This window comes from Sanguibacter suaedae (assembly GCF_016342785.1).
Taxonomy (GTDB): domain Bacteria; phylum Actinomycetota; class Actinomycetes; order Actinomycetales; family Cellulomonadaceae; genus Sanguibacter; species Sanguibacter suaedae.
Map to the genome: position 1 here is coordinate 1 of NZ_JAEINH010000018.1, position 12,783 is coordinate 12,783.

Annotated in this window: 12 protein-coding genes; 2 read left to right on the forward strand and 10 right to left on the reverse strand. The window is 72.8% G+C overall.

The annotated features are described in order from the left end of the window. Window positions 1–1,052, forward strand: a 1,052-nt coding sequence (locus JAV76_RS14130) for a fibronectin type III domain-containing protein (RefSeq protein ID WP_198734720.1), incomplete at its 5' end; no start/stop codon positions are given. Between the two features lie 43 nt (window positions 1,053–1,095). Here JAV76_RS14130 and JAV76_RS14135 read toward each other — a convergent pair. Then, window positions 1,096–1,428, reverse strand: a complete 333-nt coding sequence (locus JAV76_RS14135; protein ID WP_372403686.1) for an ArsR/SmtB family transcription factor — start codon at window positions 1,426–1,428, stop codon at window positions 1,096–1,098. Window positions 1,429–1,840: 412 nt separating this feature from the next. Here JAV76_RS14135 and JAV76_RS14140 point away from each other — a divergent pair, with 412 nt between their 5' ends. Further along, window positions 1,841–2,185 carry an RNA polymerase-binding protein RbpA gene (locus JAV76_RS14140; RefSeq protein WP_198734722.1) on the forward strand — a complete coding sequence of 115 codons (345 nt, stop codon included), beginning with the start codon at window positions 1,841–1,843 and terminating at the stop codon, window positions 2,183–2,185. Between the two features lie 75 nt (window positions 2,186–2,260). Here the strand turns inward: JAV76_RS14140 and JAV76_RS14145 are convergent, their stop codons facing one another. The 9 genes from JAV76_RS14145 to JAV76_RS14185 all read right to left on the reverse strand — a co-directional run bounded on the left by JAV76_RS14145 (window position 2,261) and on the right by JAV76_RS14185 (window position 12,757). Then, on the reverse strand, window positions 2,261–3,046 hold the full coding sequence (locus tag JAV76_RS14145; protein ID WP_198734723.1) for a polyprenol monophosphomannose synthase: 786 nt from the start codon (window positions 3,044–3,046) through the stop codon (window positions 2,261–2,263). A 28-nt stretch (window positions 3,047–3,074) separates the two neighbouring features. Then, window positions 3,075–4,718 carry an apolipoprotein N-acyltransferase gene (gene lnt / locus JAV76_RS14150; RefSeq protein WP_198734724.1) on the reverse strand — a complete coding sequence of 548 codons (1,644 nt, stop codon included), beginning with the start codon at window positions 4,716–4,718 and terminating at the stop codon, window positions 3,075–3,077. Between the two features lie 402 nt (window positions 4,719–5,120). Further along, window positions 5,121–6,257, reverse strand: coding sequence for an amidohydrolase family protein (locus JAV76_RS14155; RefSeq protein ID WP_198734725.1), 1,137 nt, complete (start codon window positions 6,255–6,257; stop codon window positions 5,121–5,123). 33 nt (window positions 6,258–6,290) lie between these two features. Next, window positions 6,291–9,206, reverse strand: a complete 2,916-nt coding sequence (locus tag JAV76_RS14160; protein ID WP_198734726.1) for a DEAD/DEAH box helicase — start codon at window positions 9,204–9,206, stop codon at window positions 6,291–6,293. A 58-nt stretch (window positions 9,207–9,264) separates the two neighbouring features. Beyond that, on the reverse strand, window positions 9,265–10,026 hold the full coding sequence (gene tatC / locus JAV76_RS14165) for a twin-arginine translocase subunit TatC (RefSeq protein WP_198734750.1): 762 nt from the start codon (window positions 10,024–10,026) through the stop codon (window positions 9,265–9,267). Between the two features lie 66 nt (window positions 10,027–10,092). Continuing rightward, entirely contained in the window at window positions 10,093–10,362 is a 270-nt protein-coding gene (tatA, locus tag JAV76_RS14170) for a Sec-independent protein translocase subunit TatA (RefSeq protein WP_372403690.1), read from the reverse strand. Window positions 10,363–10,470: 108 nt separating this feature from the next. Then, entirely contained in the window at window positions 10,471–10,788 is a 318-nt protein-coding gene (locus tag JAV76_RS14175; protein WP_198734728.1) for a hypothetical protein, read from the reverse strand. Window positions 10,789–10,797: 9 nt separating this feature from the next. Continuing rightward, window positions 10,798–11,763 carry a helix-turn-helix transcriptional regulator gene (locus tag JAV76_RS14180; protein ID WP_198734729.1) on the reverse strand — a complete coding sequence of 322 codons (966 nt, stop codon included), beginning with the start codon at window positions 11,761–11,763 and terminating at the stop codon, window positions 10,798–10,800. Further along, window positions 11,756–12,757, reverse strand: a complete 1,002-nt coding sequence (locus tag JAV76_RS14185; RefSeq protein WP_198734730.1) for a helix-turn-helix transcriptional regulator — start codon at window positions 12,755–12,757, stop codon at window positions 11,756–11,758. The genes JAV76_RS14180 and JAV76_RS14185 overlap by 8 nt, the downstream gene beginning before the upstream one ends. Between the last annotated feature and the right edge of the window lie 26 nt (window positions 12,758–12,783).

Consider the following 12,783-nt stretch of genomic DNA (forward strand, 5'->3'; position numbering starts at 1 on the left):
CAGGGCTCGCCGCCCTCGTCCTGGGCGCGGGCCCTGCCCTGTCCCCCGCTGACGTGACCTCCAGTCTCCTCGGTGCCGCGTCGACGGGTGTCTCCGACGCCGGGCCCGGCAGCCCGGACCGTCTCCTCGGTGTGGTGCGGACGGTGTCCGTCCCTGACGCCCCCGACACCGAGCCCGCCCCGGAGCCCCAGCCCGAACCGGAGCCGGAGCTGCCGGGCGCACCGGTGGGTCTTGCGGCATCGAAGATCACCACGAAGGGGTTGTCGGTGTCCTGGACGGCGCCCGCGGGCACGACCACGACGACCTTCGAGGTGGAGCGCTCTGCCGACGGCGTCGTCTGGTCGCCGGTCGTGTCGATCGACGGGACGAGCGCCCGGGTGAACCGCCTGGTCCCCGCGACCCGGTACGTCGTGCGCGTGCGCGCGGTCTCCATGGCAGGAGCTGGTGAGTGGGCGACGGTCGAGGCGACCACGGCCTCGCGACCGTCCGCGCCGCGCTCCCCGCGCGCGTCGTCGCGGACCCCCTCCACGGTGACCCTCACCTGGGCTGCACCGACGACCTCGGGCGCTCTCGTCACCGACTACCGCGTCGAGGTCTCTCGCGACGGACGCCGGTGGACGACCGTCCGGGACGGGGTGAGCGCACGGACCTCGGCACGTGTCAGCGGTCTCGCACCGTCGGTGGGCTACCAGTTCCGCGTGACACCGGTAGCCGACACGGACACCGTCGGCGCTCCGGCGACCGTGCGCGTCTCGACGCTCGCCGCACCGTCCGCGCCGCGCAACCTCAAGGTGACCGGGCGCAGCACGTCGACCGTGTCCGTGCGGTGGACGGCGCCGGCGAGGTCCGGGGCGCACGTCACCGACTACCGCGTGCAGGTCTCCCGTGACGGTCGCCGGTGGACCACCGTCCCCGACGCGGTGAGCTCCGCACCGTCCGTGCGGGTCACCGGTCTGCAGCGACGCACGTCGTACCAGGTGCGGGTCATCGCCGTGGCCGGTACGGCCCCGGGCACCGCGTACGGGAGGACGACCGCGACCACGCTGCGCTGACGGCACCGGGCTCGTGATGCGCCAGTCCGTCTGGAGGGAGGGGCTAGCCGTCGCTGCTCTCGTGGGCATCGTGCCGGCCGGTCCACGCGGTGTCGGCGTCGGTGAGGTAGCGGCCCAGGGTCCCCAGCGCCCCGGGGACGAGGGCGTAGTAGGACCACACGCCTCGCCGGTCACGGGTGAGGAGCCCGGCGCCGACGAGGATCTTCAGATGGTGGGAGATCGTGGGTTGGCTCAGCGCCAACGGCGCGGTGAGGTCGACCACGCACGCCTCCCCGCCCTCGTGGGCGGCGACGAGCGCCAGGAGCCTGAGCCGGGTGGGGTCCGACAGGGCACGGAAGGCCCTCGAGAGCGTGTCCTCGCCGGTCATCGCACTCATCGTTCCCCTTCGATCGCCGGACGCCCAGGTCATCCTAGTCATCGACGAGCGACGATCCGTCCACCTGCCCACGACCGCACGCCGGGTGAACCTCGGGCGGAAGTGCCCGGACGGCCCCCGGGCGTCACCTGGGCACGGTAGTATCAAGAGGTTTGTCGCGCGGGCAGCGCGCTCCCCCGCAGGCGTCCGCGACGACCTCCGGGCCCACCCGCACCGGGCGTCCTTACACGATGTCCGGCGTGCCGAGAAGACGCTTTCACGATACCTTCACGTCGGTGCCGGAACACGGTGCGGGCACGAGGCGTTCACCAGACAGAGACCCGCGTCGCCCGGGCAGGAACCGACCACCGACGCACGACGACGGTACGGGCACCACGAGTGCTCGTGACACCGCTGACACTTGGAGGACCACATGGCAGACCGCTCACTGCGAGGAATGAGCATCGGCGCCAAGAGCATGGAGTCCGATGAGGGCGTCGACTTCGCGCCGCGGTTCCAGGCGCACTACGACTGCCCCAACGGTCACACCATCATCCTGCCGTTCTCGACCGAGGCCGAGGTTCCGGTCGTCTGGGAGTGCCGGTGCGGCGAGGAGGCCCTGCTGCGCGACGCGGACCGCCCCGAGGTGAAGTCCGGCAAGGCCCCCAGGACGCACTGGGACATGCTCCTGGAGCGTCGCACGGTCAAGGAGCTCGAGGATCTCCTCGAGGAGCGCCTCGCCCTGCTGCGCGCCGGGAAGCTGCGCCGCAGCGCCTGACGGACGTGGGGCGTCGACGACGCCCGCGCACGACGACGGCCGGTCCCCCTTCACGGGGGGCCGGCCGTCGTCGTGTCAGGACGACCCGCGCAGCGGTGCGGTGCGGGGTGTGGTCCGGACACCGCGCAGGGCGTGCCAGCGTCGGGTGATGCCCCACGCGGTGACCTTCCACAGGGCTTCCTGGACGATCTGCCGGCTCATCTTCGACTCCCCCGCGGTGCGTTCCACGAAGGTGATGGGGACCTCGACGACGCGTCCGCCTGCCTGGTCGACGCGCCATGCCATGTCGACCTGGAAGCAGTACCCCTGGGAGGCGACGTCGTCGAGGTCCACGGCGCGCAGCGCCCGGGCGCGGTACCCCCGGAAGCCGCCGGTGGCGTCTCCGAAGCGCAGCCCGAGGGCGAGGCGGACGTACGTGTTGCCGCCTCGGGACAGCAGCTCGCGGTGTCGGGGCCAGTTGACGACCGCGCCGCCGGGGACCCACCGCGATCCCAGGACGAGGTCGGGTGCGGGGGTGGCGTCGAAGGCGGCGAGGAGCGCCGGGAAGTCCTCGGGTCGGTGGGACCCGTCGGCGTCCATCTCGAAGATCACGTCGTACCCGCGGTCCAGGGCCCAGTCGAAGCCTGCGAGGTAGGCGGCACCGAGGCCGTCCTTGGCGGTGCGGTGCATGACGTGGACGTGCGGGTCGGTGGCGGCCAAGCTGTCGGCGACGTCGCCGGTGCCGTCGGGGCTGTTGTCGTCGACGACGAGGACGTCGACGTCGGGTGCGGCGGTGCGCAGCCCGGTGAGGGTCAGCGGCAGGGTGGTGCGCTCGTCGTACGTCGGGATGATGACGAGCACGCGCTGTGCTGGTGCGTCCATGCGGTGGGCTCCCCGGGTGGCTCTCGCATCAGCCCTTCCGGGCCGTGGCCGGCCGCTTCGTCGCGGTGGACCGTCCCGTGCGGGTGGTGCGTGCTGTGCCGCGCGGTGGGCGGCTGGTCGTGGGCGTGCTCGGTGTGCTGGGTCTGCGGGCGTGGAGCGTCGCTGCTCCCAGGAGGAATACTGCCACGAACAGCAGGACGCGTGCCGGCCACTGCCCTGCGTGGACGGCCGGGGTGATGGTGGTGCGCAGGTTGACGGTGGCGATCATCTGCTCGGCGGTGAAGTGCCCGGTGCGGTGGGTGACGACGCCGTTGGGTGCGATGACGGCGCTGACGCCCACGGTGGAGATCTGCACGGTGGCGCGCCCGGTCTCGATGGCACGCAGGCGGGACATGGCCAGCTGCTGGGTGGATTCCTCGGTGGGGCCGAAGGACGCGTTGTTGGTGGGGATGACGAGCATCTCCGCGCCGGCGGCGACGGACTCGCGCACGAGGGTGTCGTAGGCGACCTCGAAGCAGATGGCGTCGCCGAGCAGGACGGTGCGGCCGAGGCGTTCGGAGTCGAGGGTGACGGTGCCCACCTGGGTGCCGGGCAGCATGTCGGTGGTGACGAGGTCGACGGCGTCGGAGAAGGGGCGCACGAGGTCGCGGATGGGGATGTACTCGGCGAAGGGTGCGGGGTGCTGCTTGGCGTACCGGTCGGTGACGCCGACGCCGGGCTCCCACATGAGTGACACGTTGTACCGTCCGCCGTCCTCGGGGTACTCCTGGGCGCCGAGGAGGAGGGGGGCGCCCACGGCGCGTGCGGCGCCGTCGATGGCGGCGCGGGCGGCGGCGTCGACCTGGGGGTCGATGTCGGTGCCGTTCTCGGGCCACAGGACGACGTCGAGCTCACCGGGTTCGACGCGGTCGAGGAGGGCGTGGGTGCCGGCGACGTGGTTGTCGAGGACCTCGCGGCGCCGGTCGAAGGCGTTGAGTCCGGGTGTGGCGACGTTGCCCTGGACGGCGCCGATACGCAGGGTGCCGGACTGCGCCTGGGTGTCGAGGGGGACGAAGAACCCTGCGGCGAGCACCAGGGCACCGCTGACGAGAGTGGTGGTGAAGCCGAACGCGTCGACGTGCACGAGGGCCAGGAAGGTCAGGGCGAGCAGGACCCCCAGGGCGGCGACGGCGAAGGAGACCAGGGGGGCTCCCCCGAGCCACGCGAGCCGCCCCAGGGGCGACTCGGCCTGGGAGAACGCCAGGCGCCCCCACGGGAACCCGCCGAACGGTGCGGCGGAGCGGAACAGCTCGGCGGCGACCCACAGGGTCGCGAAGGTCAGGATGTGCAGGGCTCGGCTGCGGGTCAGGACGGGGATGCGGCGCACCCACGTCCACACGAGGGCGAACAGTGCGACGAACGCCGCCTCGAGCGTGCTCAACGCCACCCAGGGGACGTCGCCGACAGCGTACTGCGCCCACCGGATGTGCACGAGGAAGAACGTGAGACCGAAGACGAGGCCCACGAGGGCGTTCCACCAGGGTGAGTCGCGTCGGGTGGCGACGTACAGGACGGTGACGCCCGCGATGGCGGCGATCCACACGCCCGTGTCGGGGAACCCGAGGTTGGTCAGGAGCCCGCCGGCGACGGCGAGAGCCAGGGTGAGCAGGCGGGGTGTGTGATGCGGGAGCACGTGTGCAGGGTACGTCACCCGGCGGGGAGCCCCCTGGGTGCCCGTGGGGTGTGTGCTCGGGTCGTCGGGGGTCGTCGGTCCGCGCGTCCTTCGTACCGCCGACCGCCGTGTGGGGCGGTGGCGTTTTCTACTGAACGCGCGGACCAACCGACTGTGCGGGTCCGTCCGGCGCGTCGCGCTGGTCCCGTCCCCCGGTGGTGCCCGTCCGGTCCGTCCCGGGCACGTCCCTGAACATACGCGCCCAGGACCCCTGCCTGTCAACACGGCGTGTGTGCTGGTGAGAGGCGTCGCGGCTGGCCACAGGGGGTGAAAAGGGACGTCGTGACCGGGTGAAAGCGCCGACACTCCCGGGATCCCAGCACCCTCGCGCGGCGTGTCGGGCGCGGGGCGATGAGCGGGCGGTCAGGTGAGGGCGTCGTGGAGGACCACTCCGGCGCGCAGCGTGTGCAGGCACTCCGGCAGGGGTGCGTCGGCGCGCAGGTCCGGCAGCAACGGGGTGCCGGAGCGCGCGTCGGTGGACCACGTCGACAGGCCGGCCGCCTCGGACTGCACGCCCACGTGCTCCGCACGCCAGACCGCCAGGTGCGCGGGGGCCCCGACGCGCAGCTCCCCGGCACCGGTGTGGTCGAGGCCCGCCAGGCGCCACCCACCGCGTGTCGCGGCCCGGAACGCGGCGCGTGCGGAGACGCGCTGGGCGGAGTCCTCGTGCAGGACGGCGGCCCGCACGGTCGCCCACGGGTCGGTGACGGACCCGCCCGACCCGAAGGCCGTCGGGACACCGGCCGCCGCGAGGGCCGCGACGGGCGCGGCACCGGTCGCGGGCTGCAGGGCCAACGTGATCCCGAGGTCGACGAGTGCTGTGACGTCGTCGGGCGTGACGACCAGGGGGCGTTCGAGGCGGTGCGCCCGCCGCCGGACGGCTGACCGCACCTCGCGCGAGGTGCCTGCTGCGGCGCCGAGACCGTCGAGGGCCCCGGACACGGCGCCACCGGCGTCGAGGTGCACCGCGACCTGGAGACCGGCAGCCGTGGCGCACAGCACCGTGTCGCGCACCCGGTCGGCGCCCGAGGACAGGGCGACGACCACGCCCGTGAGGCCGGGCACGGCGGTGGCGAGCGCGTGGGCCGCGTCCGCGGTGGTGCACGGCTCGCCCGCGTACCCCACGACCAGCGGCAGACCGCTCGCCGGGTCCTGTGCGGCCGCCACGAGGTGCGCCAGGTCCGCCCCGTCTCCGGGAGCCGCGTGCTCGTGGACGGCCACCACTCCTCGGCGGGCGGCGTCCGTGAGGACACCCCGCGCGCTCGCGGCACCGTCGCCGTGGCCCCGGTGCGGGTCCAGGACCTCGACGTGGGCGTCGACGAACCCGGGGGCGACGAGCGCACCGGCGAGGTCCACCACGCGGTCGGCGGTCGCGGCCAGGCCGTCGGCCGTGTCGTCGGCCCCGATCCAGGCGACCGTGCCGTCGACCACGAGGAGGGCCTCTGCGAACGGGTCGCTCGGCGAGTGGACGATGCCGTGGCGATACAGGATTGAGGTCACGTCAGCCCACGATAGGCCACCCCGGGGCGGCGCTCAGACGCTGGAGTAGGCGACGACGCCGCGCCGGATCGCGGTGATGGCCTTGTTCGCCGTGCTGCGGGTGCGGTCGTCCGGGGCCGCCTTGGACAGCTGGTCGAGGACGTCGACGACCTGCTTGCACCACCGCACGAAGTCCCCGGCGGCGAGGTCCGCCCCCTGGAGGACGACGTCGAGGCTGCGCCCGGACGCCCACCTGTGCACGGCCTCGACCAGACCGAGGTCCAGGGGCCCGGTCGCCTCGAGGCGGTGCGCTGCCTCGAGGTCGTCGACCTCGGACCACACGCGCACCGTCTCGTCCAGGGCCCGGGCCAGCTTCCCCGCAGGCCCCCCGGGCACGTGCGGGTCCCCGTCACGGTCGTCGCGCCGCGCCGAGTACACGACCGTGGACACCGCAGCGGCCAGACCCGCGGCGTCGAGGTCGCGCCACACCCCGCGGCGCAAGCACTCCGAGAGCAGCAGGTCGCTCTCCGCGTACAGGCGCCGCAGAGCCCACCCGGGCTCGGTGACCACGAGCTCCCCGGCCTCGTCCCTGTCCAGGTACCCCAGGGTGCCCAGCACGTCGCAGATCCGGTCGAACGTCTTCGCGATGGACCCCGTCCGCCCCGAGATGCGCCGCACCAGGGTGCGGTGCTCCTCGTGGAGCTTGTTCCACCGCTGCGCCCACCGCGCGTGGTCCTCCCGGTCGGGGCACCGGTGGCAGGGGTGCGCTCGCAGCTCCTCACGCAACCTGTCGACCTCGCGGTCGCCCCCGGCCCCGTGGCGTCGCGTCCCGCCCCGCCCGGGCGCACGACCGTCCGCCTCCTCGGAGAACGCCCCCAGGGCGGCCCGCATCGACGACCACAGGTCCTTGCGCGCCCGCGGGTCGCGCGCGTTGAACCCCTTGGGGATCCGCACCTGCCCCACGGTGCTCACCCCCTGCGGGACGTCCGCGAGGGTGAGCTTCTTCACCTGCCGCTCCCCCACGAGGATCACCGGGCGCGGACCGTCGAAACCGGTGTCCTCACCACGGTCGACGACCACCGCGTACCCGGCCCTGCGCCCCGACGGGATCTCGATGACGTCACCGCGCCGCAACGCGCTCAGTGCCTCCACCACACGGGAGCGCTGTTCCGCCGAGGCACGCTTGGACACCTCACGCTCACGCCCCGACAAGGCCCGCCGCAACCGGTCGTACTCCCGGAAGTCCCCCAGGTCGCACTCCATGGCCTTGGCGTACCCGTCCAACGCCTCCGAGTGCTGCTGCGCCTGCCGCGCCAACCCCACCACACCCCGGTCGGCCTGGAACTGCGCGAACGACGTCTCGAGGATCTCCCGTGCGCGCTCGCGGCCCACCTGGGCGACGAGGTTCACGGCCATGTTGTAGGTGGGTGCGAAGCTCGAGCGCAGCGGGTAGAGGCGCTTGGAGGCGAGCCCGGCGAGGGCCACGGGGTCGAGCCCGGGGTGGTCGACGACCACGGCGTGGCCCTCGACGTCGATGCCGCGGCGCCCGGCGCGCCCGGTGAGCTGGGTGTACTCCCCCGGGGTGAGGTCGACGTGGGTGGACCCGTCCCACTTGACGAGCTTCTCCAGGACGACGCTGCGGGCGGGCATGTTGATGCCCAGGGCGAGGGTCTCGGTGGCGAAGACGACCTTGACGAGCCCTGCGGAGAACAGGTGCTCGACGGTCTCCTTGAACAGGGGCAGCATCCCGGCGTGGTGGGCGGCGATCCCGCGGGACAGGGCGTCCACCCACGGCCAGTACCCCAGGACCTGGAGGTCCTCGGGGGGGATCGCGGAGCACCGGTCCTCCACGACGTGCCGGATGCGGGACTCCTCCTCGGGAGTGGTCAGTCGCAGCCCGGCCCCCAAACACTGGGCGACGGCGCCCTCGCACCCGGCGCGGGAGAAGATGAAGTAGATCGCCGGGAGCAGCGCGTCGGCGTCCAGGGCGTCGACGATCGCGAACCGTGGTGGTCCGCGTCGGCCGGTGTGCTGCCCGGCCCCTGGTCCCCCGCCCTGGGGGCCGCGGGGCCCACCGCGGCCGCGACCGTGGCGCTGGTGGCCGCCGCGCTCGCGTCCGCCCCGGTGGTCGGGTCCTTGACGCATGAGGGCCAGGAGGTCCGGGTTGATGGGTGGGTGGGTGCCGGGGGCCGTGGGGTCGACGGTGTGGGCGTACAGGTCGAGGACCCCGCCGGGTGCCCCGCCGCGCCCGGAGACCGCGACGTGCTGCCACAAAGGGACGGGCCGGTGCTCGGACACCACGACGGTGGTGTCGCCGCGCACCATCTCCAACCAGTCGCCGAACTCCTCGGCGTTGGACACCGTGGCCGACAGGGACACCAGCTGGACGTCGGGGGCGAGGTGGATGATGACCTCTTCCCACACCGCGCCCCGGAACCGGTCGGCGAGGTAGTGCACCTCGTCCATGACCACGTACCCGAGGCCGTCGAGGGTCCCCGACCCGGCGTAGAGCATGTTGCGCAGCACCTCGGTGGTCATGACCACCACCGGGGCCTCACCGTTGATGGTGGTGTCCCCCGTGAGGAGCCCCACCTGGTCGGCACCGTACCGGCGCACCAGGTCGGTGTACTTCTGGTTGCTCAGGGCCTTGATGGGCGTGGTGTAGAACGCCTTGCGCCCGGTGCGCACCGCGAGGTGCACGGCGAACTCCCCGACGATGGTCTTGCCCGCACCGGTGGGCGCGGCCACGAGGACCCCGCTGCCCTTCTCGAGCGCCTCGCACGCCTCGAGCTGGAAGTCGTCGAGGTCGAAGTCGAGGGTGCGCCGGAACGCCCCGAGCTCGGTGGCCTCCTGGGCGGTGCGCTCGCGGTAGAGGCGATAGCGCTCGGCGGGGCCGGGTTCGCCGGTGGGGGGCGTGCTGGGGGTGGGGTCGGTGGTGCGGCGGGTGCGTGAGCGTCGTGCGGGTGCCATGCGGTCAGCGTAGGCGCGGTGCGTGCCTGCCAGCACCCGGTAGCACCCTGTGGTGGGTTCAGGTGGCGTAGGCGTCGATCTCGGCGTCGCGTGCGGCGGTGCGCTTGTCGAGGCGGCGGTCGTGCAGGACGCAGACGCCGAGGGCCGCGAAGTACAGGGCGCAGATGGGCAGGGCGACGAGGATCATGGTGAGGGCGTCGGGGGTGGGGGTCATGATCGCGGCGAAGGTGAAGGCGACGACGATGGCCCACCGCCACCCCTTGGCCCAGGTGGTGGCGCGGACCATGCCGAGGAAGTTGATGGCGACCATGACCACGGGCATGACGAACGCGAGGCCGAAGGCCAGCAGGAGGCGCATGACGAACCCGAGGTAGATCTGGGCGTCCTGGAAGTTGGTGGCGCCCTGGGGCAGGAAGTCGGTGAGGATGCCCACGGCGTGGGGCAGCACGAGCCAGGCGAGGCCGGCGCCGGACAGGAACAGGGGGACGGTGGCGCCGACGAACCCGACGGTGTAGCGCTTCTCGGAGCCGGTGAGGCCGGGGGTGATGAACGCCCAGAGCTGGTAGAGCCACCAGGGGCTGGAGATGAGGGTGCCGATGAACACGGCGATCTTGAGCTTCATGTCCAGGGCTGTGGCGACGCCGCCGAAGTTGATGCGGATGTCCTGGTCGCGTCGTGCGGCTGCGTCGAGGATGGGGTCCTGGAGGAGCTGGAAGACGGGGTCGTAGAGGAACCATCCGGCGATGGCGCCGACGGCGACGCCGAGCGCGGCGAGGAACAGTCGTTTGCGCAGCTCGAGGAGGTGGTCGCGCAGGGACATGCGGCCCTGTGCGGCGAGCCGTCGTTCGCGTTCTTCGGCTCGCCGCTGTCTGCCTCGTGCCACGTGTCAGACCTTGGGCGGCAGGGTGGTGTCGGCTTGTGCTGACGCGCCCGGATGTGGTTGGGCGTGGCTGGTGTCGACGGGTGCTGCGGGTGTGGCGGTGGGGGGTGTTGCGACCGGCGGCGTTGCCGGGGTGGCGGGCGTGTCGTCGTCGTTGAGCTCCTTGATCTCCTTCTTGAAGATCTTCAGGGACTGGCCGACGCTCTTGGCGAGGTCGGGCAGGCGCTTGGCTCCGAAGAGGAGCAGGACGATGACGAGCAGCACGATCCAGTGCATGGGCTTCATCGCACCCATCGGGGACCTCCAGTGGTGACGGTGGGGAACGCGTGTGGGTCGAACACTACCTGGGTCGGGTGAACGGGTGGTGTCGGTGCGGTGGGGGTGTCACAGGTCGATGCGTCGCCACTGCTCGTAGCGGGCGGCGTGGTCGGCGCGCCGCTGGGCGGCGCGTCGGCGTCGGCCGGCCTTGCGGGACTCGACGAGGGTGACGAGGTGCTCGCGGTCGGTGAAGACGTCGACGGGTCGGGGTGTGGTGGTGGCGGGAGGGTTGTCGGCGGCTCGTGCGTGGGCGTCGTCGAGGGCGGCCAGGAGGTCCGCCTGGGCGGCGAGGACGTTCTTGGCGCGGCGCCACAGGTCGCGTGCGAGGAACGCCGCACCGGTGAGGGTGGCGGTGACGAGGACAGCCCAGATCCAGAACCACATGGGGTCAGCCTAGGCGCCCTGGGGGTCGGGGTACGCGTCGAGGGCGCGTCGGGCGGTGGTGGTGACGTCGTGGGCGAGGTCGGGTGGGTCGACGGAGCGCACGTCGGGTGCGTGGCGCAGCAGGAGGTGGCGCAGCCACGTGGGGTTGGCTACGCGCACGGTGATGGCGAAGTCGCCGTCGGGGAGGTTCTCGGTGGTCTCGACGGGGATCTGCTCGGCGACCCGGCGGGCGCGGCTGCTCAGGACGATGCGTGCGGTGTGTCCCTGGGGCCGGTAGGTGGGGGGTGCGGGGCGGTCGCTGGTGGTGGGTGCGACGGGGTCGTCGAGGGCGGTGGCGGTGAGGATGCGGTCGGTGCGGAAGGTGCGTTCGCCCTGGGCGTCGGTGCACCAGGCGTGGAGGTAGGTGTGGTCGTCTGAGGGCAGGAGCCGGATGGGGTCGACGGTGCGGGTGGAGGTGATGTCGGAGGCGTTGACGTAGTCGATGCGCAGTCGTGTGCGGTTCTGCAGGGCGGTGCGCACGGCACTCATGACGTGGGGTGCGGCGTCGACGGTCAGGCGCACGTCGAGGGCGTTGGTCGCCTCGCCGGTGGCGGCGGTGAGCTTGGTCAGGGCGGAGTCGACGACGGCGGTCTGCTCGGTGTCGCCGCCGGCGGCGACGACCTCGCGCAGGGCGCGCAGCGCGGCGACGAGCGCGATGGTCTCCCGGGTGCCCAGGCGCAGGGGGCGGGTCATGCCGCGGGACTCGGTGAGGTGCACGATGCCGCGGTCGTAGGAGTCGGCGTCGAAGTCGATGAGGTCCTCGGGCCAGTACCCGGGCGTCCCGGAGATCCACAGGGTGTCGACGTCGGTGAGGATCTGCTTGGGGGTGACGCCGAAGCGTCGGGCGAGGTCGTCGACGGGGACGGGTCCGGAGGTCTCGAGGTAGCTGACGAGCCCGACGAGGCGCACGAACCGTTCGCTGGCGCGTTCAGCCACGGGTGCTCCTGGTGGGTGTGAGGTGCAGGGCGGTGGTCAGGTGCGTGACGACGGCGTCGCGCAGGTCGGGCGGGTCGAGGACGACGATCGCGTCACCGTACCCGGCGATCTCGTGGACGGCGGCGCTCAGGGTCGTGAAGTGCACGCGCAGCACGTCGCGACCGGGCACGACGGGGTTGTCGGCGTGGTCGGGGTGGGTGGTGGCGCGCGCTCGCAGGGCGCTGGCGCGTTCGGGGCGCACGGCGAGCAGGGCGTGGAGGGTGGGTTCGGGGGTGGCGAGCCCGATGAGGGTGTCGACGTCGACGTCGGCCGGTGGGGTGAATGCGCCCGGTGGGCCGGTGGGGTGGACGGTGCCCTCGACGCGGGTGAGGCGGAAGGACCGGGGGGCGTCGCGGTCGCGGTCGTGCCCCAGGAGGTACCAGCCTCCGCGGACGGCGACCCTCCACGGTTCGACGGTGCGGGTGCGGACCTGTCCGGTGCTGGCGGCCCGGTAGGTGAAGGTCACCACGCGGCGGGCGGTGATGGCGTCCAGGAGGGGTTCGTAGGCGCCGGCGAGGGGGCGCACGCGGGGGCTGAGGCCGGCGATGGTGTCGGTGCCGTCGTCGCCCGCGCCCGGGACGGACCGGAGCTTGGTCAAGGCGCGCGCGGTGTCGACGTGCAGGGCGGTGTCCTGCCAGAACTGGGCGGCCAGGGACAGCACACCGACCTCGGCCGGTGTGAGGTCGAGCTCGGCGAGGGCGTAGGCGTCCTTGTCGATGCGGTACCCGGCGTCCTGGGAGTGGCCGCCGGTGTCGACGGCGACGATGGGCACGCCCATGTCGCGCAGGGCGTCCTTGTCGCGCTCGAACATGCGTTCGAAGGCGTCGGTGGAGGTCGCGTCGTCGTACCCCGCGACCGAGGAACGGATCTCGTCCTTGGTCATCCGGCCCGAGGTGTTCATCAGGGCGATGACGAGGTTGAGCAGCCGTGCGGCGGGAGGAGTGGAGGGTGGCATCAGGGCCAACGCTAGCGTCGAGTAGC